Source organism: Sinobacterium norvegicum (assembly GCF_923077115.1).
In the GTDB taxonomy this organism is placed as follows: domain Bacteria; phylum Pseudomonadota; class Gammaproteobacteria; order Pseudomonadales; family Sinobacteriaceae; genus Sinobacterium; species Sinobacterium norvegicum.
This window is the reverse complement of record NZ_CAKLPX010000004.1, coordinates 156,705-178,795: the sequence shown is the minus strand read 5'-3', so window position 1 is coordinate 178,795 and position 22,091 is coordinate 156,705. Positions and strand designations below refer to the sequence as shown.

Annotated in this window: 27 protein-coding genes; 11 read left to right on the top strand and 16 right to left on the bottom strand. The window is 50.9% G+C overall.

Features of this window, described 5'->3' with window-relative positions; translation table 11 throughout:
- Positions 1-28: 28 nt before the first annotated feature.
- The 4 genes from rpoH to ftsY all read right to left on the bottom strand — a co-directional run bounded on the left by rpoH (position 29) and on the right by ftsY (position 3,836).
- On the bottom strand, positions 29-886 hold the full coding sequence (gene rpoH / locus L9P87_RS15405; RefSeq protein ID WP_237445650.1) for an RNA polymerase sigma factor RpoH: 858 nt from the start codon (positions 884-886) through the stop codon (positions 29-31).
- A gap of 240 nt (positions 887-1,126) precedes the next feature.
- Positions 1,127-2,101, bottom strand: coding sequence for a permease-like cell division protein FtsX (gene ftsX, locus L9P87_RS15400; RefSeq protein ID WP_237445649.1), 975 nt, complete (start codon positions 2,099-2,101; stop codon positions 1,127-1,129).
- Positions 2,101-2,763, bottom strand: a complete 663-nt coding sequence (ftsE, locus tag L9P87_RS15395) for a cell division ATP-binding protein FtsE (protein WP_237445648.1) — start codon at positions 2,761-2,763, stop codon at positions 2,101-2,103. The genes ftsX and ftsE overlap by 1 nt, the downstream gene beginning before the upstream one ends.
- Positions 2,764-2,774: 11 nt before the next feature.
- Positions 2,775-3,836 (bottom strand): signal recognition particle-docking protein FtsY, encoded by a 1,062-nt coding sequence (ftsY, locus tag L9P87_RS15390; RefSeq protein WP_237445647.1) that lies wholly within the window; start codon positions 3,834-3,836, stop codon positions 2,775-2,777.
- Positions 3,837-3,965: 129 nt separating this feature from the next.
- Here ftsY and rsmD point away from each other — a divergent pair, with 129 nt between their 5' ends.
- From rsmD to ggt, 4 genes are all read left to right on the top strand, one after another.
- The gene (gene rsmD / locus L9P87_RS15385) at positions 3,966-4,583 is read left to right on the top strand and encodes a 16S rRNA (guanine(966)-N(2))-methyltransferase RsmD (RefSeq protein ID WP_237445646.1); all 618 of its coding nucleotides are present in this window, start codon (positions 3,966-3,968) and stop codon (positions 4,581-4,583) included.
- A 98-nt stretch (positions 4,584-4,681) separates the two neighbouring features.
- Complete coding sequence (gene coaD, locus L9P87_RS15380; RefSeq protein WP_237445645.1) at positions 4,682-5,167, top strand: pantetheine-phosphate adenylyltransferase; 486 nt, start codon at positions 4,682-4,684, stop codon at positions 5,165-5,167.
- Positions 5,168-5,175: 8 nt separating this feature from the next.
- The gene (locus L9P87_RS15375; protein ID WP_237445644.1) at positions 5,176-5,427 is read left to right on the top strand and encodes a YfhL family 4Fe-4S dicluster ferredoxin; all 252 of its coding nucleotides are present in this window, start codon (positions 5,176-5,178) and stop codon (positions 5,425-5,427) included.
- Positions 5,391-7,151, top strand: coding sequence for a gamma-glutamyltransferase (ggt, locus tag L9P87_RS15370; RefSeq protein ID WP_237445643.1), 1,761 nt, complete (start codon positions 5,391-5,393; stop codon positions 7,149-7,151). The genes L9P87_RS15375 and ggt overlap by 37 nt, the downstream gene beginning before the upstream one ends.
- Positions 7,152-7,157: 6 nt before the next feature.
- Here the strand turns inward: ggt and L9P87_RS15365 are convergent, their stop codons facing one another.
- The 6 genes from L9P87_RS15365 to yihA all read right to left on the bottom strand — a co-directional run bounded on the left by L9P87_RS15365 (position 7,158) and on the right by yihA (position 11,502).
- Positions 7,158-7,499: a hypothetical protein gene (locus L9P87_RS15365; RefSeq protein WP_237445642.1), complete on the bottom strand. Its 342-nt coding sequence runs from the start codon at positions 7,497-7,499 to the stop codon at positions 7,158-7,160.
- A 182-nt stretch (positions 7,500-7,681) separates the two neighbouring features.
- Positions 7,682-8,497: a bifunctional DNA-formamidopyrimidine glycosylase/DNA-(apurinic or apyrimidinic site) lyase gene (gene mutM, locus L9P87_RS15360; protein WP_237445641.1), complete on the bottom strand. Its 816-nt coding sequence runs from the start codon at positions 8,495-8,497 to the stop codon at positions 7,682-7,684.
- Between the two features lie 78 nt (positions 8,498-8,575).
- On the bottom strand, positions 8,576-8,791 hold the full coding sequence (locus L9P87_RS15355; protein ID WP_237445640.1) for a hypothetical protein: 216 nt from the start codon (positions 8,789-8,791) through the stop codon (positions 8,576-8,578).
- Positions 8,792-8,813: 22 nt separating this feature from the next.
- On the bottom strand, positions 8,814-8,984 hold the full coding sequence (locus L9P87_RS15350; RefSeq protein WP_237445639.1) for a hypothetical protein: 171 nt from the start codon (positions 8,982-8,984) through the stop codon (positions 8,814-8,816).
- 127 nt (positions 8,985-9,111) lie between these two features.
- Positions 9,112-10,530: an alanine/glycine:cation symporter family protein gene (locus L9P87_RS15345; protein WP_237445638.1), complete on the bottom strand. Its 1,419-nt coding sequence runs from the start codon at positions 10,528-10,530 to the stop codon at positions 9,112-9,114.
- Between the two features lie 324 nt (positions 10,531-10,854).
- On the bottom strand, positions 10,855-11,502 hold the full coding sequence (gene yihA / locus L9P87_RS15340; RefSeq protein ID WP_237445637.1) for a ribosome biogenesis GTP-binding protein YihA/YsxC: 648 nt from the start codon (positions 11,500-11,502) through the stop codon (positions 10,855-10,857).
- A gap of 130 nt (positions 11,503-11,632) precedes the next feature.
- Here yihA and L9P87_RS15335 point away from each other — a divergent pair, with 130 nt between their 5' ends.
- The 5 genes from L9P87_RS15335 (at position 11,633) to trmB (ending at position 14,521) form a co-directional block, all read left to right on the top strand.
- Positions 11,633-11,932, top strand: coding sequence for a c-type cytochrome (locus L9P87_RS15335; RefSeq protein ID WP_237445636.1), 300 nt, complete (start codon positions 11,633-11,635; stop codon positions 11,930-11,932).
- Between the two features lie 18 nt (positions 11,933-11,950).
- The gene (locus tag L9P87_RS15330) at positions 11,951-12,580 is read left to right on the top strand and encodes a c-type cytochrome (protein ID WP_237445635.1); all 630 of its coding nucleotides are present in this window, start codon (positions 11,951-11,953) and stop codon (positions 12,578-12,580) included.
- A gap of 142 nt (positions 12,581-12,722) precedes the next feature.
- Positions 12,723-13,358, top strand: a complete 636-nt coding sequence (locus tag L9P87_RS15325) for a thiol:disulfide interchange protein DsbA/DsbL (protein ID WP_237445634.1) — start codon at positions 12,723-12,725, stop codon at positions 13,356-13,358.
- Positions 13,359-13,443: 85 nt separating this feature from the next.
- Positions 13,444-13,818, top strand: a complete 375-nt coding sequence (locus tag L9P87_RS15320) for a DUF423 domain-containing protein (RefSeq protein WP_237445633.1) — start codon at positions 13,444-13,446, stop codon at positions 13,816-13,818.
- Between the two features lie 13 nt (positions 13,819-13,831).
- A complete protein-coding gene (gene trmB, locus L9P87_RS15315) occupies positions 13,832-14,521 on the top strand; it encodes a tRNA (guanosine(46)-N7)-methyltransferase TrmB (RefSeq protein WP_237445632.1) in 690 nt (229 codons plus the stop codon).
- 52 nt (positions 14,522-14,573) lie between these two features.
- On the opposite strand, the gene L9P87_RS15310 is transcribed toward trmB, so the two are convergent.
- Positions 14,574-16,823 carry a heavy metal translocating P-type ATPase gene (locus L9P87_RS15310; RefSeq protein WP_237445631.1) on the bottom strand — a complete coding sequence of 750 codons (2,250 nt, stop codon included), beginning with the start codon at positions 16,821-16,823 and terminating at the stop codon, positions 14,574-14,576.
- 488 nt (positions 16,824-17,311) lie between these two features.
- On the opposite strand from L9P87_RS15310, the gene rbp reads away from it, so the two are divergent.
- The gene (gene rbp, locus L9P87_RS15305) at positions 17,312-17,683 is read left to right on the top strand and encodes an RNA-binding regulator (protein WP_237445630.1); all 372 of its coding nucleotides are present in this window, start codon (positions 17,312-17,314) and stop codon (positions 17,681-17,683) included.
- Between the two features lie 3 nt (positions 17,684-17,686).
- Positions 17,687-18,082, top strand: a complete 396-nt coding sequence (locus L9P87_RS15300) for a heavy metal-responsive transcriptional regulator (RefSeq protein WP_237445629.1) — start codon at positions 17,687-17,689, stop codon at positions 18,080-18,082.
- Here the strand turns inward: L9P87_RS15300 and hemW are convergent.
- The 5 genes from hemW to metX are packed head-to-tail and all read right to left on the bottom strand — an operon-like array spanning position 18,075 to position 22,049.
- Positions 18,075-19,205: a radical SAM family heme chaperone HemW gene (gene hemW / locus L9P87_RS15295; RefSeq protein WP_237445628.1), complete on the bottom strand. Its 1,131-nt coding sequence runs from the start codon at positions 19,203-19,205 to the stop codon at positions 18,075-18,077. The genes L9P87_RS15300 and hemW overlap by 8 nt on opposite strands.
- Entirely contained in the window at positions 19,202-19,816 is a 615-nt protein-coding gene (gene rdgB, locus L9P87_RS15290) for an RdgB/HAM1 family non-canonical purine NTP pyrophosphatase (protein WP_237445627.1), read from the bottom strand. The genes hemW and rdgB overlap by 4 nt, the downstream gene beginning before the upstream one ends.
- Positions 19,817-19,825: 9 nt before the next feature.
- The gene (locus L9P87_RS15285) at positions 19,826-20,290 is read right to left on the bottom strand and encodes a DUF4426 domain-containing protein (RefSeq protein WP_237445626.1); all 465 of its coding nucleotides are present in this window, start codon (positions 20,288-20,290) and stop codon (positions 19,826-19,828) included.
- An 8-nt stretch (positions 20,291-20,298) separates the two neighbouring features.
- Positions 20,299-20,889, bottom strand: coding sequence for a methionine biosynthesis protein MetW (gene metW / locus L9P87_RS15280; protein ID WP_237445625.1), 591 nt, complete (start codon positions 20,887-20,889; stop codon positions 20,299-20,301).
- Positions 20,889-22,049 (bottom strand): homoserine O-succinyltransferase MetX, encoded by a 1,161-nt coding sequence (gene metX / locus L9P87_RS15275; protein ID WP_237445624.1) that lies wholly within the window; start codon positions 22,047-22,049, stop codon positions 20,889-20,891. Before metX ends, metW begins: the two co-directional genes overlap by 1 nt.
- Between the last annotated feature and the right edge of the window lie 42 nt (positions 22,050-22,091).

Genomic DNA, 22,091 nt, shown 5'->3' with positions numbered 1-22,091 from the left:
CGGCTTTTTTGTGTTGCAAGAAGCTGTTTTAAGCGACGAGTGTCGTCTTCAGTTTCTTCATTGCGTTTTTCTCAAGCTGTCTGATGCGCTCGGCAGAAACATCATAGCGTGCAGCCAGCTCATGCAGTGTTTCTTTCTTCTCGCCTAACCAGCGGCTGGCAAGAATATCCCGTGAGCGAGAGTCGAGAGCATCGAGGGCCTCGGTAAGCTGACGGTGATTATTGTCTTCCCAGTTTTCATTCTCTAATAACAGCGCTGGGTCAGCACCCTGATCTTCGAGATACTGAGAGGGGGAATACACTGTGCCTGAATCGCTGTCATCATCGCCGACCAAATCGAAGGCTGGGTCGACAGAGGTTAGACGGCCTTCCATTTGATAGACATCTTTGAGGTTAACACCGAGATCATCGGCCATTAACTGCGCCTCGTCTGCGGTTAACCATGACAGGCTTTTCTTAGAGCTACGTAAGTTAAAAAACAGCTTACGCTGAGCCTTGGTGGTCGCTACTTTCACAATGCGCCAGTTGCGAAGAATATATTCATGCATCTCGGCCTTAATCCAGTGCACGGCGAACGAAACCAAGCGCACACCTTTTTCTGGGTTAAAGCGCTTAACGGCCTTCATTAATCCGACGTTACCTTCCTGAATCAGGTCGCCCTGGGGCAGGCCGTAGCCGTTGTAGCTTTTGGCGAGATGAACAACAAAACGTAAATGGGCCATGACTAACTGGCGCGCGGCGTCTAAGTCGCTGTCGTAGTAGAGACGCTCGGCAAGATTCTTTTCTTCATCGGGTGTCAGAATGGAAAAACTATTCACCGACGATTTATAGGCGTTGAGGTCTGCGCCTGGGCTGACAGTTTTTAAAGTCTGTAAGTAATTACTCATTTAGCTCTCCTGACGGAAGATAGCGCCTTAAACAGGGCATTTACTTTGAACCCCTGTGGCGATAAAAGTTCCGCTTCTATCTAACAATGCTTCGATTCCATTACTGACAACCATTCTAGTTGTTTGAGTAAGGCCAAACCATGCGTAGTAATCCGTAGCAAAAATCATCGAGAATGATGTATACATGCTGCCAATTACTGAATATTGTCGCTATCTACGCTTAATAGCCGCGATCGCTCGTTATCTCGGCTGAATAGACCCTAGATGACGAGTAACCGCCAACCAGGCACCGATCCAGCCTAGCATACTCCCCCCTAATAATAACAGTAGGGTGTCGACAAAATCGAGGCCACGCAGCTGAAAATCACTGTGGTAGAGGTCGGCCAACTGAATGATTGGTTGGCTGAACCAGAGCAGGGCAAAAAACACGATAACCCAGGCCAGGATAGCGCCGCCGAGGCCATAAATAAGACCGGTGTAGAGAAATGGGCGGCGGACAAAAGTATCGGTTGCACCGACCAGTTTGACGATGACGATTTCATCCCGGCGGCTTTCGATTGCCAGGCGGATGGTATTGCCTATCACAATCAGAACGCCTGAGCCGAGTAACAGCGCCAGGCTGTTGATTATACGCTTGGCCAGCTCCATCATACTTTGCAAGCGTTGCACCCACTCCAGATCGAGTTGCGCCAGCTCGATTTCTTTCATCTGTTGCAGCGTGTGCAGTAATTGTTGAGCACCGTCAGCACCGCTGATGGCAGCACTGGGCTGTATCAGGATGACGGCGGGCAGCGGATTGTTATCGAGGGCGTCGATGGTGTCGTTAAAGCCAGATAATTGGCGGAACTCAGCCAGCGCCTGTTCCTTGGAAATATATTGTGCGGCGCGAATATCGGTATCCAGCGGCAGTCGTTCGGCGAGTTTCCTGCCAGCTTCTTCACTGATACCGGTCTTTAAGTACAGCGAGATGTGGGCGCTTTGATCAATGCCTGAGCTAATGCTGCTGACATTGGTCAAGCCGAGATACAGTGTCGTCGGTAAGGCTAATGCAATAGCCAGTACCAACCAGGTTAACAGAGTCGAAATAGGGGCGTTCAGCATCCGCTGAGCAGTGTCTTTGACCACTTCCCGATGATTGTCTATCCACGCGTGGAATAAGTCGTTGAGGCTGACATGGGATGATTGTGCCCCGCGCTGCTGCTTTGCCTTCGCCATTAAGTACCCACTCCAGCAGTCATGCCGTGACTGAGGCTGAGTATGCGGTGGTCCATCGAGTTGATAAGTGCGATATCGTGGGTGGCGACTAATACGGTAACGCCAACCTGATTGAATTCCTCAAACAGGTGCATTATCTCGGCGGATAGCTCCGGGTCAAGGTTGCCGGTGGGTTCATCGGCCAGCAGTAACGCGGGCTTGTTGACTACGGCGCGGGCTATACCCACCCGTTGTTGTTCACCACCAGAGAGCGCTATCGGGTTGAGCTTCTCATATTTTAATAGGCCAACCTTATCGAGAGCGGCACGAACGCGTCGGCCAATCTCTCGGGGCGGGTGCCCCTCAATGATAAGTGGCAGGGCAACATTATCGAACACAGTGCGGTCGAATAACAGCTGATGGTTTTGGAAAACCACGCCAACTTTACGGCGGTGAAAGGGGATTTGCCGCTGCGGCATTTGCTTCAAATCTTGACCGTCGACGATAATCTGGCCGGCACTGGGGCGTTCCATCAACATAATGAGCTTGAGCAGAGTACTTTTGCCGGCACCACTGTGACCGGTCAGAAAGACCATTTCTTCGCGGGGAATTTTGAAGCTGACTCGATTCAGCGCCTCGTGCCCCGTCGAATATCGCTTGCTGACACTGTCAAATTCAATCATTGAGAGACTTGTTATTCTTCATTTGTATTAAAAAGTGCGCGGGTAAAATCGGCGGCATTAAAATCACGTAAATCGTCGACTTGTTCTCCGACACCGATAAAGCGAATAGGCAGCTCAAGTGCCTCGCTGATGGCAAAGATAACGCCGCCTTTAGCCGTGCCGTCAAGCTTGGTTAGCGTCAGACCGGTAACACCGACTGCCTGCTGAAAAGCCTGTGCCTGTGACAGGGCATTCTGCCCCGTGCCGGCATCGAGGACTAGCATAACCTCGTGTGGGGCCTCAGGATCGATCTTCTTCATCACCCGAATCACTTTTTTCAGTTCTTCCATTAAGTGATCTTTATTTTGCAAGCGACCTGCAGTATCGGCAATTAAAACGTCGACATTACGCGCCTTGGCTGCCGATAAGGCATCGAACAAAACAGAGGCGCTATCGGCGCCGGTATGCTGGGCGACGACGGGAACATCGTTACGCTCACCCCAGACCTGCAGCTGTTCTACGGCGGCAGCGCGGAAGGTGTCTCCGGCGGCGAGCATGACGGATTTTCCCTCGCCCTGGTAGCGGCGGGCAAGCTTGCCAATAGTTGTTGTCTTGCCGACGCCATTGACGCCAACCATCAGAATAACATAGGGTGATTTGGTGGTATCGATGACCAGCGGCGCTTCGCAGGGAATCAACAGTGCTGACAGTTCGTCCTGCAGTGCTTGATAGAGGGCGTCGGTATCGGTCAATTCGTTGCGAGAAACCTTACGGGTGAGGTTGTCGATGATGCGGTTGGTCGCCACCATGCCGACGTCGGCCATGATCAGCTGGGTCTCTAAGTCCTCCAACAGCTCGTCGTCGATCTCTTTTTTACCAAGCAGCAAGCTTCCCATGCCATCGCTGAAGTTAGCGCTGGTACGAGAGAGGCCCTGCTTGAGTCGACCGAAGAATCCTTGCTTGGGTTTCTCCGAGCTGACCTCTTCGGCGGCTGGCGTGTTAACCACTGCCTCGGGGGCGACTGGCTGTGAGCTGACAACCTCGGCGGGGACTTCGGCTGGGGTTTCTTTTTTACGGCGTTTAAAAAACTTCATGGTTACTTGGGCACAAGTTATTGGCAAAAAATTAGAGAATTAGGATATTCTACCAGCTTTTGTGCTCAAAACATCCACAGAGTATGGTTTGATTGCTCAGCCTCAAGACAGTAAAGAAAAGAGATCATCGTGGTTAAACGTAAACAGCAAAAACAGGCATTGGCATCTCGCAAAAAGCCGGTGGCCAAGAACGCCAATTCACTGCGTATTATTGCCGGCCAATGGCGGGGGAGACGGTTAAACTTTATTGATAGCGAAGGGCTTAGGCCGACCGGCGATCGGGTAAGAGAGACGCTGTTTAACTGGCTGCAGGTCGATGTGCCGGGGGCTGTCTGTATCGATTTGTTTGCCGGCGCCGGCGCACTCGGTTTTGAGGCCGCTTCCCGAGGCGCAGCCAAGGTAGTGATGATTGAAAAATCCAGGGCGGTTGCCGAGCGCTTGAGGCAGAATGTGGCATTACTCGATGCAGGCCATGTTGAGATAGTTAACGGCAGTGCCATCGACTGGATGAATGGCTCGGCTGAGGCGGCGGACATTGTCTTCGTCGACCCTCCTTTCGCCGGCGACCTGCTCGAGCAAAGCCTAAGGCAAATGGAGGCCGCGTGCTGGTTAAAGGATTCCACTCTTATCTATATCGAAACGGCTAAGTATCAGGCCTTTACTGTTCCGGCAGGCTGGCAGCAACTCAAACAAAAGAATACCGGCCAGGTCAGTGTCTACCTATATCAACGATCGAGCGAGCGATGATCGGCGCATAAACAAGGTGGCGACAAGGCGGCAAATTAGCTAAAATTGCCACCATTGCTCTCGCCGTATCGGCCCCTATTTGAATAGACGGAAACGCTATGACCAGTATTGTTTATCCCGGCACTTTTGATCCTATTACCAACGGTCATATCGATCTTGTTGAGCGCGCGGCAAAGTTATTCGACAAGGTGGTTGTGGCGATTGCGTTTAGCGAGAAAAAAAAGCCCCTGTTTACTCTGGAGCAGCGTATTGAGCTCTGTCGGGAGTCGCTATCACATCTCGGCAATGTCGAGGTTGTTGGTTTTAGCAATTTACTGGTGGATTTGGTTAAGGATAACGATACCTATGTGGTACTGCGCGGTCTGCGGGCGGTGTCAGATTTTGAATATGAGTTCCAGTTGGCCAATATGAACCGAGCCATGGATAAGCAGTTTGAGACGGTGTTCTTGACACCATCTGATCATCTGTCATTCATCTCTTCAACGCTGGTACGTGAGATTGCAGCGCTCAACGGTGAGGTCTCCCAGTTTGTTCATCCGGTTGTTTGTCAGGCCTTAACCGAACGATTTGCCTCCGCGGAATAGAGGCCGTCATGGCATTATTGATTACCGACGAATGCATCAACTGCGATATTTGCGAGCCGGAGTGCCCCAATGAGGCGATCTCTCAGGGCGACGAGATCTATGTGATTGACGTCGATAAGTGCACCGAGTGTGTTGGTCACTACGATGATCCTCAGTGCGTAGAAGTGTGTCCTGTTGACTGTATTCCTCTCAACCCGAACAAGGTAGAAACAGAGGACGAGTTATGGCAAAAGTATCGCGGGCTAACGGGCAAGGAATAAGCTTACTGATTCTACTTGCACTGCTGCTAACCAGCTACGGTGCAGTGGTTGCGGCAACTGACGACATCGCGCCAGAGGCCAGCAGCGGTATCAGAGCCGAGGTCAACAGTGCTCGCTTCGAGCATGCTATCGCCGTCACCGCCAACCCTTATGCCAGTGACGCCGCCAATGACATACTCAAGCGTGGTGGCAGCGCCATCGATGCGGCAATCACCGCTCAGTTGGTGTTGGGTTTGGTTGAGCCACAGTCTTCGGGTATTGGCGGCGGGGCGTTTCTGCTCCATTATAATGCCAGTCAGCAGCAATTAGCCTATTTTGATGGCCGAGAAACGGCACCCACCGGCGTCGGTGATGACCTTTTTCTCAACGGTGATGGCCAGCCGATGGGGTTTTATGAGGCTGTGGTGGGTGGCCGCTCAGTCGGCGTTCCTGGGGTGGTTGCGATGCTTGAGAAGGCGCATCAGCATGGTGGTAAACTGCCCTGGAAGACACTGTTTGAACCCGCTATTCGTCTATCGAGAGATGGCTTTATCGTGTCAGAGCGAATGCATCAGATGGTCGCCAAAACCCCGAAAATTGAAGCAAGAAAGGCTATCCGTGACTACCTGTTTATCGATGACAATCCTGTTGCCGTTGGCTATCGATTAAAAAACCCTGCCTATGCCGACACGCTGACTCTGATTGCGCAGCAGGGCAGCAAGGGCTTTTATCAGGGCGCGGTGGCGGCGGCGATAGTCGCGGCGGTTCAGACGGATGAAAATGCCGGTAGCCTCGCAATAAACGACTTGAAAAATTATCACAGTAAACAGCGTCGGCCACTGTGTGGTCAATACCGTGAGTTTGATGTTTGCGGAGCCGCACCACCATCATCAGGGGCGTCAACCGTGATTGCCATTTTGGGCGTTCTTGAACAGGTGCTGGCGCAGGATTATCAGCCATCGAGCTTGTCATTCACCCATCTATTTGCCGAGTCTTCTCGCTTGGCCTTTGCCGACCGTAACCGCTATGTTGGCGACCCTGATTTTGTCGAGGTACCGCTGCAGATTATTGCGCCGAAATACCTACAACAACGGGCACAGTTGCTACGCCACAATAAGACAATGCCTGCGGATGTTGCTGTTGCGGGACGTTTTGATGGGCTGGCCAACATAACTGCGGCGAGCCCAGAACTGAGCTCAACAACACATTTGGTGATTGTCGATAGCGATGGCAATAGCGTCAGCATGACCAGCAGTATTGAAAACGCCTTTGGTTCCCGGCTGATGGTAGCAGGCTTTATTCTCAACAATCAGTTAACCGACTTCTCCTTTTCCCGTGATGCGGATGATCGCCGAGTGGCCAACCGTGTCGAGGCGAATAAACGGCCGAGGAGTTCAATGTCACCCATGATTGTGATGAAGAATAATAGGCCCTACTTACTGATCGGTAGTCCTGGTGGCGCGAGAATTATCGACTTTGTTGCCAAGACAACAGCCTATGTATTGGATCAAAAATTAGGATTAGCCGAGGCTATTGCCAGCCCGCAAATCATTCATATGGGGCGGCGTTTGGAATTGGAGCAGAGTGCTGTATTTGAGCACCTGAAGCCGCAGCTTGAGCAGATGGGGCACCGCGTAGACGTCAAGCTAATCAACAGCGGTATTCATGCGGTACTGATTGGTGATAGCGGAGAACTCACCGGGGCTGCCGACCCTCGGAGAGAGGGCCGAGTCAGTGGGTACTAGCGGAGACTATTGCTCGTCATTGCTAGAAGAGTTTTCGACCACATCCTTTTTACGACCGTTTTCACAGCCTAGGCAGCGCAGAAAAGTTGTCTTGAACGGACCTGCAACCAAGGTACTGGCTGAGTCACCGGTGTTGCCACCTAGGAGGGAAAAGGGCAGGCCGACAATAAAGGTGGCAGTGCCCAATACAGTCAGCACCACAAGAGCAGGTCGAGCGACGACCAGGTCGGCAGTCATTGCCGCGGCAGACGGCTCTTCGTAGACAGCCTTGGCCAAGGTTAATTGTGGCAGGCTCAGTAAAAGGCTGAAAAAGACAGCGACTATCGAGCGCTGGAACAGAGTATTCATAGTGGTAAGCTCCCTCATCCTGTGGCTTTTCATGGTTTAGGCCACATTGGTTTTGCTGTTATTATCAAAAACATTGAGGAAGAATCGTTCTGCCCCCATGGTGAAACTGAAGTCTAGTTGCTTCTGGCATTAATATAGCTGATTTATAACACAATCACCGCCACTTTTTTGCGAAAGTCTAATTATCTCTGACAGTTGGAGCAAAAAACCGTGCTTCTGGCAGAGATTTTTATTTCTTTTAGAGGTCTATCACATTTTACGCAGGGGAGGGAGCTGCGGCCATAAACATTGAGTTGTTGCTGGAAATACCCCGGTTTGCCATCGCCACCAACAAAATCTTTCAGCGTCGTTCCCCCTTCTGCAATTGCCTTGCGTAATACCTGTTTGATCGCCCCAGCCAGTTTGATATAGCGCTGCAGGGATATTTTACCTGCTGCTCGACGGGGGTGAATACCGGCCATAAACAGTGCTTCGTTGGCATAGATATTACCGACACCAACCACGGTTTTGTTATCCATGATAAAGGTCTTTGCTGGCGTTTTCTTTTGACGGGAGAGAGTAAAAAGGCGCTTGCCATCGAAGTCATCGGTGAGCGGCTCGGGACCGAGCTGGCTGAATAGTTTATGTTGTTCAAAAGGGGGCTCTACCCAGAGTACAGCACCAAAACGTCTTGGGTCGTGGTACCGTAGTGTCTTGTTGTTATCGAAGACAATGTCTACATGATCGTGCTTTTCTGCTGGCGTTTCCGAGGGAATAATCCGTAAGCTGCCCGACATGCCAAGGTGGATAATAACAAATCCGTTGCCGATATTGAGCAGCAAATACTTGGCTCTGCGCTGGCAGCTAAGTACCTTTTTTCCCGCGAGAAGTTGGTCGAGGTTGGATGGAATAGGCCAGCGCAGCTGTGGTTGTCGAATGATAACCTCGGTGATCCGCTGACGCTGAATATGGGGCTCTATTCCCCGTAGTGTTGTCTCGACTTCTGGTAACTCAGGCATGATGAACAATACCGCTGATAATAAGGGTATTGATAATAACGGATGTAAAAATGAGGTTGTAGCGAATCGGGGTAATATTTACAGCGTGGTCAGCTGGTTGGATTTATTAATCGTATGATAGGCAAGCCAAAAAATAGTGCTTCTTGGCATATTGGGGCACTGACGATGAATGACTGAGGTAATCTGCGCGACTGACTGATAGTGACCGCTGTTCCATTCACTGCTAATACGTTCGGCGATAGCCAGACCGGTCAGCAGAGAATCTTCGTATTTGTGGGCTGGGGTAGGTGTCATGATGGCAGTTCACTCTATCGAGTTAAAAGTTCTTGGTTGTCAGGCGGCGGCGGTCATAACCGGAGCGGCGTTCAATAACAGAAGGCAAGGGGGTGTTCGAGATGCGTCTCTCACACTGAGATTTTCGCTCATCGAGACTTTTTTCCACCTTATTGACCATTTCGCGGGTCCAAATATTCTTGATTGACGGCATAACACTCCCTCACAACAAATTTTGTTGGCACTGTGTATATATTACCGAGAATAGTTAAGCATCAAAGCTTTTGCCACTCATCGAGTAGTAAACCACAGTATCAGTATAGACTGTGGAGGGCAGTATGTTACTTAAGCCTAGGCCATGCATCTGGGTCAATTTTTCCCTCTAACTCCGGGTAGTCATCGGGGTTAAATGTCGGGGATTTTCCCTCGCGCAGTTGTTGGTTAAAGTCTTTTGCCAGTTTAAAGGCCAGTTTACTGAGCATCAGAATGGCGACGATGTTGACGACAGCCATTAATGCCATTGCGGCGTCCGCCATATTCCATATCATCGGCAGGCTGGCAATCGTGCCAAAAATAATCATCGCTAGAAAAGCAAAACGATAGCAAAGCACGACCAAGGGGCTGTCTTTAATAAAGCGAACGCAGAACTCGGCATAGGAATAATTGGCGACGAGTGAGGTGAAGGAAAAGAGGAAAATGCACAGTGCGATGAATACCCCTCCCCAGTCACCGACGCTGGAATCGAGGGCAGTCTGTGTGATTTCAATGCCACCCATCTCACTGCCGACAGAGTAAGTGCCCGACAGTAATATGATAAAGGCAGTACACGAACAGATTACAATGGTGTCGATAAATACGCCTAGCATTTGAATAAACCCTTGTGAGGCAGGGTGTTTGGGTGTTGGGTCTGCCGCTGCCGCAATATTAGGGGCGCTACCCATACCCGCCTCGTTGGAAAACAAGCCGCGCTTAATGCCCTGCATCATTGCAACCCCCATGGCGCCTCCGACGGCTTGATCGAGGCCAAAGGCGCTGCGCACAATCAGCCAAAACATTTCGACAACTTGATCGAGGTTCAAGCTGATGACGGCGAGAGCAATAAGAATATAGGCGATTGCCATGAAGGGGACGACAAAACCGGCAAACTTGGCGATGCTTTGGACACCGCCAAAAACAACGGCGCCAGCGAGAAGAACCAGCGCAATGGCGCTGAACAGCGGGTCGATATTGAAGGAGTGATCGAGCGCTGCGGCTATGGTATTTGCCTGAACTGCATTAAACACCAAGCCGAAGGCGATGATTAAAAAGAAGCAGAACAGTAACCCCATCCAGCGCTGCCCTAAACCGTTCTCCATGTAAAACGCGGGCCCACCAATAAACTCACCATTGTGCTCTCGCTGTTTAAACACTTGCGCCAGTGTCGATTCAACAAAAGCGGTTGCCATGCCGACCAGAGCCATCATCCACATCCAAAAAATAGCACCGGGTCCTCCGAGGGTAAGCGCCACGGCGACGCCGGCCATGTTACCGGTGCCGACGCGAGCGGCAAGGCCTGTTGCCAGGGCTTGAAAGGACGAAATACTGTTAGCGCTGTGTTGATTGCTGCCGGACAACAGGCTCCACATGGTGAAAAAACGACGGAATTGAATAAACCCAAGCGCAGCAGTAAAGAACAGGCCTGCTGCAATGAGTAGATAGATAAGAACATAGCCCCATAAAATGCCGTTGAGAAAGTCGACAACGGTGTTGATTATATCCATTGATATACCCCTTAAAAATTTCCACTATCACAAAAATAGATCAATTCGAGTCAGCGCGGGTATATATTGATCAATAAACAGCTATAAATATTTATTAACATTAGTGTTTTTGTTGCACAGCGGGAAATACTGAGGCTGAAAAGGTGCTTTTGTAACAGAGCAATAGATAAATTTTATGGTGCGGGGGAACTAACAGGGTAAAGGCTGGTCTATCTATACAATGAAAGTGATTTCTTCATTCCATGGTCTAGTTTAGTCAGTACCCCTAGCTGACAGCTTTTACAGCCGGTAACCTCGTGTTAACCGGCTTTTTTTTGCCTGAATTTAGGCTTCTGGCTGGTCGTCGGCCTCATCTGCCAGGACAACGTTTTCATCTTCCGCCAGCCAGCTGTTCAGGGTGTTTTTAAGAATTGTCAGGCCATCGCGTTTCAGCGATGAAAACAGCTGTACGGTAACGTTTTCGCCATACTGTTGCAGCTCTTTCTTTACCATCAGTAGTTGTTTGCTGGCAGGGCCTTTCTTCAGTTTGTCTGACTTGGTCATGATAATATGCAAGGGCATATCTGACTCGGTGGCCCACTCTAGCATCATAATGTCGAAATTTTGCAATGGGTGGCGGCAGTCCATAACCAGTACCAAGCCTCTCAAGCTTTGTCGCTCGCTGAGGTATTCCTCCATATGCTTTTGCCACTGAATTTTCATGTGGGCGGGGACTTTGGCGTAACCATATCCAGGTAGGTCAACGAGAAAACGACTGTTGCCCAGGTCAAAAAAGTTGAGTAATTGGGTGCGACCTGGTGTTTTACTGGTTCGAGCCAGCTTCTTGTTGTGCGTTAATGTATTGATCGCGCTGGACTTGCCCGCATTGGAGCGGCCGGCGAAGGCAACTTCATAGCCGGTTTCAGGCGGGCACTGTGATAATTTTGCCGCGCTGATAAGAAATTGTGCCGATTCATAGCGAATATCTGACATTATTTGGATTTCCAATGGGGTCGAAGTGTCGATCAAGTTTCAGTTGTAACGGTAGTTGTATATAATACCAATAATTTTGTCGGGGTCATTTTATCACGTAGGTGGCCGCATTGTGTGAATTGGGGGAAATATGAAGAAAATTGTACTTGCCACGACTGCGTTATTCGCCATCATGGGCGCCCACGCTGCCGATCAAGCAACGGTTGATACCTACAATAAAACCTGTGTCATCTGTCATGGAACAGGGGCTGCCGGTGCGCCGAAATTTGCTGTTGCAGATGAATGGGCTGTCCGTCTAGAGCAGGGCATGCCTGCGCTGGTCAAGGCCGTTGACGGCGGCATGGGTGCGATGCCACCTAAGGGTATGTGTACCACCTGTACGCCAGAAGAGTTCGAAAAATTGATAACCTATATGTCTACCGGCAAATAATAAATACGGATTGAGAATATGAAAAAAGTCATTGCGATAGCACTAATGACCTTGGGCGCCACTGGTTTTGTGAATGCCGCTGGTGATGCTGCAGCGGGAAAAGATAAGGCACTTACCTGCTCTGCCTGTCACGGTGCCGACGGCAACAGTGCCATGGCCATGTACCCTAAACTTGCTGGTCAGGGTGAAAAATACCTGCTCAAGCAAATGAGCGATATCAAATCTAACGCACGCCCTGTGCCGATGATGACGGGTCAGCTCGATGGTAAGTCTGAGCAAGATCTGGCAGATATTGCTGCATTTTACGCCAGCCAAACCGCCACGGTTAACCCCGCCAAAGATGTTGATCTTGCCTTGGGTGAGAAAATCTATCGCAGCGGCGATCAGGAGAAGGGACTGGCTGCCTGTGTCGCTTGTCATTCGCCAACAGGCTCAGGTAATGCGCCAGCAGGTTTCCCGCATCTTGGTGGACAGCACGCCGAGTATGTGGAAACTCAGCTTAAGGCCTTCCGCACCGGCTATGATGATGCCGCGAATGCTACTGCCCGCGTCAACGACGGTGACACGATGATTATGCGTGGCATCGCAGGAAAATTATCAGACCGTGAAATCCGTGCGGTCTCTAATTATATTTCTGGCTTACACTAGTCTGCCATGTAATTGATGTTGAAAAGGCGGCCTGTGCCGCCTTTTTTCGTCCTCTTAACAGGAACTATCAATCGTTAACCGACTCTAATCTTGTTAGTAATTAAAATTGATAGTTCGACTTACCCCCAGCTGGAGTGAAGTAATGATTAAACGTTTAGTAGTGGCAAGCCTGCTTGTCCTGGCCCCTGTCTTTGCCATGGCCGCCGATTATGTCGAAGGTGAGCACTATATCAAACTGGACAAGCCAGTCCCCACGACGGTCAAGGGTAAAATCGAAGTCTTTGAATTTTTCTGGTATGGCTGTGGTCACTGCGCCAACTTTGAACCACTGTTGCATGAGTGGCAAAAAACAGCGGCAGAGGACACCGTTTTAACCGGTTCTCCTGCCATGTGGAATCAGCCTATGGCGTTGCATGCCAAGGCCTTCTATACCGCCAAGGTATTGAAAAAATTAGACGTAATGCACGCTAAATTCTTTCAGTTGCTGAGCGCCAAGCCGCGAGCATTAATGACCGAAAGCGATATTAAAAGCTTCTTTGTCAGCAATGGTGTGGCAGCAGAAGATTTTGATAAAGCCTTTAACTCCTTTGGTGTTAATTCTCTGGTGAAACAAGCCGATGCTCGCGCCCGTGGTGCTCAAATAGAAGGAACGCCAGAGATGAACGTCAACGGCCGTTATCGTGTCAGTGCACGCATGGCAGGTAGCCAAGCTGATATGCTAAAAGTCGTCGATTTTCTAGTGGCACAGGAAAGAGCGCGCTTAGCCGCTGCTCAGTAAGACCGTAGCCAATACAGGTACCCGCTGCAGTCATGCGCGGGTATTTTTTTGTTCGTAGAAATAGCCAACCAACAGGGACTCAGCCATGGCTGTTAACCAGTTAATAATTGCCGCCATCAGTGGTTTTCTGGCGGTGGCCATCGGAGCCTTTGGTGCTCACGGTCTGAAAAATAAGCTCGATGATACACTGATGGCCGCCTATCAAACCGGGGTAGAATATCAGTTCTATCATACATTGGCGCTGTTGTTGGTGGTGTTGATCGGTGCGCAGTTCCCATCGATTGGGCTGTATAAGGTCGCCGGCTGGTTGTTTGCCCTGGGCATTGTGTTATTTTCTGGCAGCCTTTACGCTCTGGCATTAAGCGGGGTTAAGATACTCGGCGTGGTGACGCCTATTGGCGGGCTGTGTTTTTTGGCGGGGTGGCTATGCTTAGTCATTGCCGGCGTTAAATCGTTATAAAAGTGAAAGAAAGATGAGTGAAGAAATAAAACGCAGACCGATTAAAAGCTTTGTCCTTCGCAGTGGTCGTATGACCGATGGCCAGCGTATTGCTTTCGAGGCACTGCAGGAGCAGCGAGGTCTGTTCCTAGACCAAGGTATGATCGATTATAACGAGGTATTTGGCCGCAATGCTCCGGTAGTGATTGAGATTGGCTTTGGTATGGGTACCTCGTTGGCGCAGATGGCCGAAGAGGCGCCTGAAAAAGACTTTATCGGCATCGAAGTCCATCGCCCCGGTGTGGGACGGCTGTTGGCGTTGTCGGAGAGCAAAGAACTGAACAATATGCGGGTCTATAACGAGGATGCGATTCAAATAATGAATCAATGTATCCCCGATGAGAGTATCGATACCCTGCAGCTCTTCTTTCCCGACCCTTGGCACAAGGCGCGTCATAATAAGCGCCGTATTGTGCAGGCTGACTTTGTTCAGCTCGTTCGCCGTAAATTGAAAAAGGGCGGTATTTTTCATATGGCGACGGACTGGGAGCATTATTCCGAGCAGATGATGGAGGTGATGACCGAAGCTGAAGGCTTTACTAATACCCTGGGTGATGGGGTATTCTCATCGCGTCCAGAGAATCGCCCCATTACCAAGTTTGAAACCAGAGGCCAGAAGTTAGGCCATGGCGTTTGGGATTTGCTGTTCGAGAAAACGGCTTGATAGTGTTTTGACGTTGAGAAAAGGCCGCAGATGCGGCCTTTTTCATGCCTGGCTAATGGCGAATCTTTAAACCCCGTAAGCGGTTGGCATTAAGTACCACGGTAATCGATGACAGCGACATCGCGACGCCTGCAACCACGGGATTGAGCAGCAGACCAAGGCTTGGGTATAGCACGCCTGCGGCGATGGGAATGCCAACAATGTTGTAGATGAAAGCACCAAAGAGGTTTTGCTTAATATTGCGCAGTGTCGCCTTGCTGATGACGGTGGCATCGAGAATACCGGTCAGGGAGTTACCCATTAAGGTAATATCACCGGCTTCAATAGCAATGTCAGTGCCATCACCGATGGCATAACCAACATCGGCCTGAGCCAGTGCCGGCGCGTCATTGATCCCATCGCCAACCATTGCCACACGATGTCCCTGCGCCTGTAACTGCCCGATCAGTTGTTGTTTATCATCGGGCGAGAAATCGCCATGATATTGCTCGATGCCAACCTTATCGGCGACGTTGGCGCAGGTGGCGCTGTTATCACCGCTGGCCATAATTACTGTCACCCCATGTTGCTGTAAGCGTCTAATAATGACGGTGGCCTCAGTCTTGAGACTGTCCTCGAAGGAGAACAAGGCCAGTACGGCTTCGTGATTGGCGAGATAAATAACAGTCTTACCCTGCTGTTGTAGCTTTTCGCCATTATTGAAGAGGGTCGATTGAGCGATGCGCTGTTGGCTCAGCAGCTTTAGATTGCCGAGCAAGTAGCGTTTGCCATCTAGCTCAGCCTGGACTCCCAGCCCAGCATAATAGACATACTGCTGTGCCTTTAAGGGTCGGCCTTGATAGGCGTTGATTAATGCCTGGGCGACAGGGTGGCTCGAACCAGTTTCAAGCGCGGCCGCTATGGCGAGAACCTCTGATTTGTTGTAGCCGTCAACGGTGACAGTGTCGACTAATCTAGGGCCACCTATGGTGATTGTGCCAGTTTTATCGAGCACAACGGTATCGATGGAGGCGGCTTTTTGTAAGGCCTCCCCCTCGCGGATCAAGATGCCTTTCTCTGCCGCCAGGCCGATACCGGCCATGATCGACATTGGTGTGGCGAGTCCAAGGGCGCAGGGGCAGGCAATAATGAGAACCGTGACAGCGGTGATGAGCATATAGAGTATGGTTGGTTCGGGCCCGAAGGCATACCAGGCGACTGCACTGATCAGGGCAATAAAGAAAATAACGGGGACAAAGACAGAGGCTATTTTATCCGCCAGTTTACCGATGGGCAGCTTGCTGCCCTGAGCGCTTTTTACCAGTTCTATGATTCTAGCCAGTGCGGTATCACGACCGACTCGGCTGGCTCGATAAACAATATTACCATCGGTGTTGAGTGTGCCGGCAAAAATAGAGTCTCCAGCGGCCTTGTAGTTGGGGATGGGTTCGCCGGTTAGCATCGACTCATCGACATGGCCACCACCCTCATGAATAATACCATCGACGGCCACCTTGTCTCCGCTGCGCAGGCGAACAAGGTCGCCGATGTTGATGTTTTCAAAGGCGGTCAGCTGTTCGCCATCACTGGTGATGACGATGGCCTGTTTGACTTGAAATCCAATCAGTTTCTTCAACGCTTGCGAGGTTGCTCCCTTGGCCTTGAGTTCCAGCGCTTGGCCAATATTAATCAAGCCGATGATCATTGCGGCGGCCTCAAAGTAAACATGTCTGGCCGCGGGCGGAAAAGCTGCTGGTGCAATCACAATAACCGCTGAATACAGCCAGGCACTACCAGTGCCGACGGCGACAAGACTGTCCATGCCAAAACTGAGCTGACGAAACTGCGAACGCGCACTGCTGAAAAAGTGGCCACCACAAAGGGTGAGGACTGCCAACGTTAACAGGCCGACCAAGCCCCAGCCCAGCTGTTGTTGACTGTGACTAATCGACATGTCGAAGATAATGCCATAGGCCATTAGTGGTAGACCCAGGGCCAGCGCTGCCAGACCGCGATTGCGATGACGGAGGTACTGCTCGTGTTGCTGTAATGCTTTCTCAGACTCGGCCTCAGCCACAGAATGTATTTTGGTCGCACTGTAGTCCAGCGCTTCTATGGCACGGAAAATCTCAGTATCAGCGATCGGGCCAGTGACTGTCAGGGTGAGCTGAGGCAGGTTGAAGTTGACTGAAGAGACGTTTGGCAGGGGGGCAATAGCCGCCTCAACCTTGGCCACACAGCTATTGCAGCGGGGCCCGCTGATCAAATATTGATTGACGATGTTGCTAGATGTTGACCGATTTTTCGATGCTGCTGATGTCATGACAACCCCCATTTGACGTCTGGTTTCTAATCTACGACGAATTTCACTTGCCGTTGTCGCCGATTAAGGCTAATTTTGAAACTGTGCAACCGTCGGTCATGTGATAAGATGACTAAATACAACCGACTGTTGTATAAGACACGTTATAAATTAGCAATTGTGTTAAGTATTTTGCAGGCAGGGAACCAGTTTCCCGCCGATAGTGGCTATAGCTGATTCTACAGTTATAGCGATATGGACTGTTTTCAATCTTAAAGAACTTTCGTTGCGTCTGTTGCCGGACTATTAACAGAACAACGCGTTAAATTTTCGTCAAATCGAGCAGCTATAAATGTAGTACTCTCGATTGAGTAGCAAGGTTAAACCTAGAGTTGACTCCAGATACAACTGAAAAATTGAAATTTGATTAAAAGCTTTCGAGTTCTCGACGATTTGACAATGGTCGTGGGCTGTAAATATCTCTGTGAAAAGCGATTAGAGCGTAATAAATGAATATATTTGTTGGAAACCTAACTTTTGAGACCACAGAAGAAGACCTTCGTGATGCCTTTGAAGATTTTGGTGATGTTGAAAAAATTAACCTGATCAAAGATCAGGAAACGGGTAAGCCGAAGGGCTATGGCTTTGTCATCATGAATAATCATGATGAGGCCAAGGATGCGATTCATGCTCTCGATGGCAGCGCCTTTAATGGCAGAAACGTCACGGTCAATCAGGCAAAGCCTGCCGGTGGTGGTAGAAACAACAACGGTAACAATCGTCGCCGTCGGACGAACAACCGTAATCAGCGGAGCCAGCGCGGTGGTCAACGCAATAATGCCAGCAAAGCCGCCCAGCCGGCCCAGCAGCAAGAGTCTTAGCCGTTGCGTATCGGTGCGCTTGCCCTGGCTGCCGGTGTCAGTGTTGACACGTTACGATACTATGAAAAAATTGGTTTACTGAAAGGCGTCAAACGCCTGCAATCTGGCCAGCGAAGTTATGGCCCGAACGAGTTGGCGACCCTGCAGTTTATTCGACGGGCGCAGCTGATGAATTTCTCACTGAAGGAAATTGCTGAGCTATTAGTGCTGAGACGTGACAGCAGCCATTCCCAATCCCGTGCTCAGGCAATTATTCACCAAAAGCTGGCAATCCTCGATGGTCAAATAGAGCAGTTGCAGCTGCTGCGCCAAGAGCTTTCGGCCATGGTGGAGCGTTGTGAAGGAAGGGATAACGCCGATGACTGCCCAATTATCGACGGCTTCGAACAGCTTAAATAAACTGCTCTAAGATACTGTCTAAATAGCGTCGCCCTAGCGCGGTGGTGGCAATCCTGTCGCCTTTTAATAGCAAGCCGCGCCGTTGTAGCTCGGAGACTTGGGCCCCGATAAGGCTAAAGGCTTGGCCGGTGCGTTGTTGGAACAGTGATTGAGCAACGCCCCCGGTCAGACGAAGGCTGTTCATCAAAAACTCGATGGCAATGTCGTCACTGGCAATGGCATCTTGTTGGCAGCAGAATTGTTTTGTGGGGTCGAGATAGTCTTTGGGGAGGCGGGTTTTGGCCCGGCGAATAATCGACCCGTCCAGACTGCTGATCTTGCCGTGAGCACCGGCGCCGATCCCTATATAGTCACCAAACTGCCAGTAGTTCAGATTGTGTTGTGACTGTCTGCCATGCCGGGCATAGGCTGAAACCTCGTAGCCAACATAGCCGTGCTGTTTGAGTAATGCCTCGCCCTGACACTGAATATCGGCCAACACCTGTTCCTCAGGAATCACCGGAGGGCGGTTAAAAAACTCAGTGTTTTTCTCGATGGTCAGCTGGTACCACGAGATATGGCTGGGGGCGCAATCGATGGCCTGTTGTATATCGGCACAGGCTTGAGAAGCTTGCTGTCCTGGTAAGCCGTGCATCAGGTCGATATTGAAGTTATCAAATCCAGCGGCTCTGGCCTTGTCGGCGGCGACGATGGCCTCGCCACTGCTGTGTATTCTGCCCAGGGCTGAAAGTTGCTCAGGGTGAAAGCTCTGTACGCCAATCGATAGTCGATTAATGCCGGCGGCACGATAACCGGTAAACTTATCTTGTTCGACGGTTCCCGGGTTTGCCTCCAGCGTAATCTCGGCGCCGGATTCGATGCCGACGATGTTCTCGATGGCATCGAACAAGCGTTGGTATGCCGCAGCGCTTAGAAGGCTGGGGGTGCCGCCACCAATGAAAATCGAGTGAATACGACGGCCACTGATCAACTGAGCTTCTTGCTGCAAATCAGCGATCAACGCATCGATATAAGCCTCTTCGGGGATCACATCGGGCTGTTTGTGGGAGTTGAAATCACAGTAGGGACACTTACGCACGCACCACGGTACGTGAATATAAAGCGACAGTGGTGGCAGCATCATGGCGAAAGACGCGCCTTGAGCGCAGGTACTAACTGTTGCAGTGCCTGAGCTCGGTGGCTGATCGTATTCTTGAGATCGCGAGGCAGCTCAGCGCTGGTGCAGTTGTGCTCTGCCAGCCAAAATATCGGGTCATAGCCAAAGCCCTGAGCGCCGTGACGCTGGCGGCCTATCGTGCCCTCCCAGCTGGCGTGATAGATCAGCGGCGTGGGGTCTTGATGATGGCGCATATAGACCAGTACGCAGTGAAAGCGAGCGCTGCGATGGCCGTCGGCAACATCGGTGAGGGCGGATAATAGTTTATCATTATTGCTGTCGTCGGTGGCCTTACCAGCCGTAACATCATCGCTGTAGCGAGCCGAGTATATGCCGGGGGCACCATTGAGGGCGTCAACTTCTAGCCCAGAATCGTCGGCCAGCGCGGGTAGGCCGGTATGAAGGCAGGCATGGCGTGCTTTGATAATAGCATTTTCAACAAAACTGAGGCCGTCTTCGATGGCCTCGGCAAATCCAAACTGGCTCTGTGGTATGACTTCGATGTGCATGTCGCCAAGCAGGCTGTTGAATTCTTTCAGCTTGCCTTGGTTGCCACTGGCGAGGACGATCTGTTGCATAAAAAGCCTTTATTTGATGTCGCGGTAGAGGGTGCGAACGAATTCGATTTTTGTTGCGGGCTTTTTATCGTCGTATTTGACGTCGAGTGAAAAAGTCATCTTGGCATCCTCACCGGGGAAGCGAATCGGCGACAAATAATAGATCGCACCGGTTTCCTTAACCTCTATAAACTCGAGAGGGCGTCGGTGGATAAGGTCTGAATACTCGCCGCCGACCACGGCGGGGTTGGCAATCGTGCTGCCGTCGGGCTGTTTTTTCCGCACAGACACATTGATGAACTGGATATTGCTGTGGCGGGTGAGACCGAGGGCGTTGGCCGTCTCAGGGGCGATCATCGAGCTGGGAAAAATGACATAGTGGATCTCAACATCCTCGATGTCAGTCTGGGTTTTAAAGTCTGCCCAGCCAAGGCTGCTGGTGAGCAGTAGCATGACGAGTACCGGTAGACGAAGGGCGGCGGAAAAGTACGACATGGTATGGCCTATTTGGTAATGCGATAGATGGCAGTGACGGCGAACATGTTGGGCCATGTTTTGGACATCGGGCCGGTATTGTTCATATGATCGACGTAGCAACGATTGACCAGATCGATGTTTTTCTGATCACACAGCGCCTCGAAGTCGGCGACGGTACAGAAGTGAATATTGGGTGTGTCATACCAAGTATAGGGCATGAATTTTGAGATCGGCATCTTACCTTGAGTATTGAGATACCAGCGGGAGCGCCAGTTACCAAAGTTGGGAAAGGCGACGATACATTGTTTGCCGACCCGAAGCATTTCATCGATGACCAGGTGCGGATAGCGCACGGCCTGGAGTGTCTGGGTCATTATCACCGTATCGAAGCTGTTGTCGGCAAAGTTGCTCAGCCCCTTGTCGAGATCTTGCTCGATGATATTAATCCCCTGATCGATCGAGGCGGTGATGTTAAAATCATCGTTTTCAATGCCATAGCCGCGAACATCAATGTTTTCCTGCAGTTGACGCAACAGTGTGCCGTCGCCGCAACCGAGGTCGAGAACGCGGCTGCCCGGGGTAATCCATGGCTGTACTAGCTTAGTAGGGAAGCGCATTATTTTACCTCCTTAATCGATTTAAAGACGCGATTCATATAGGCGCTGAAGACCTCTTGGTAACGGGTATTAGGGAGCAGAAAGGCATCGTGACCAAGCTTCGATTCGATCTCGACATAGGAGACGTTTTTCTGCGCCTCCATTAATGCCTTGACGGTCTCCTGTGAGCGCTCGGGGCTGAAGCGCCAATCACTGGTAAACGACACCACAAAGAAGTCGCAGGTGGCGTTGGCAAAGGCGGAGGGCGCATTGTTACCGTATTCGCGGGCGAGGTCAAAAAAGTCCAATGCCTGAGTCATGCGGATATAGCTGATGGCATCGAAGCTGCCGGAGAAGCTCTCGCCCTGATGGTTTAAATAACTCTGAATCTGAAACTCGACCCCCTCATCCTGGCCCATTTTAAAAGAGCCAGACCGCAGTTCTCGACCAAATTTACTGCCTAGTACCTCATCGGAGAGATAGGTGATGTGGCCAACCATTCTCGCCAGCGCCAGGCCATCCTTAGGAATGGTGCCGTGTTCAGCATAGTTGCCATCGTGAAATTCTGGGTCTGAGGTAATGGCCTTGCGTGCCACCTCGTTGAAGGCGATATTTTGTGCCGTCAGCTTCATTGCCGAGGCAATGACCACGCAGTGTTTGATCCGTTCAGGGTATTCCAGCGACCAGCGCAGTGCCTGCATGCCGCCGAGGCTGCCGCCAACAACGGCGGCCCAGACATCGATGCCGAGTAGGTCGGCGAGGTGGACCTGGGTGTTGACCCAGTCGCGTACACGCAGTCCTGGAAAGCCTGCCCCCCAGGCTTTGCCAGTATCAGGGTTGATACTCAGCGGTCCTGTCGAACCTGAGCAGCCACCAATATTATTCAGTGACACGACATAGAAGCGGTTGGTGTCGATGGGTTTGCCGGGACCAATATAGCTATCCCACCAGCCGGGGCGTTTATCATCAAAACTGTGATAGCCGGCGGCGTGGTGATTGCCCGATAGCGCGTGGCAGATCAATACTGCATTGGTCTTCTCTTCGTTGAGCTCGCCGTAGGTCTCGTACATGAGCTCATAGCCGTTCAGCGTCTTGCCACAGGCGAGCAAAAGGTCATCTTCGAAGCGGTGCAAAATAGGGGTGACTAAGCCTACGGATTGCTCTGTTGCCTCTGGCGGCATAATGGTTTCCTCAAAAAATAAGCGCAGCCCGCAAGGGGATAA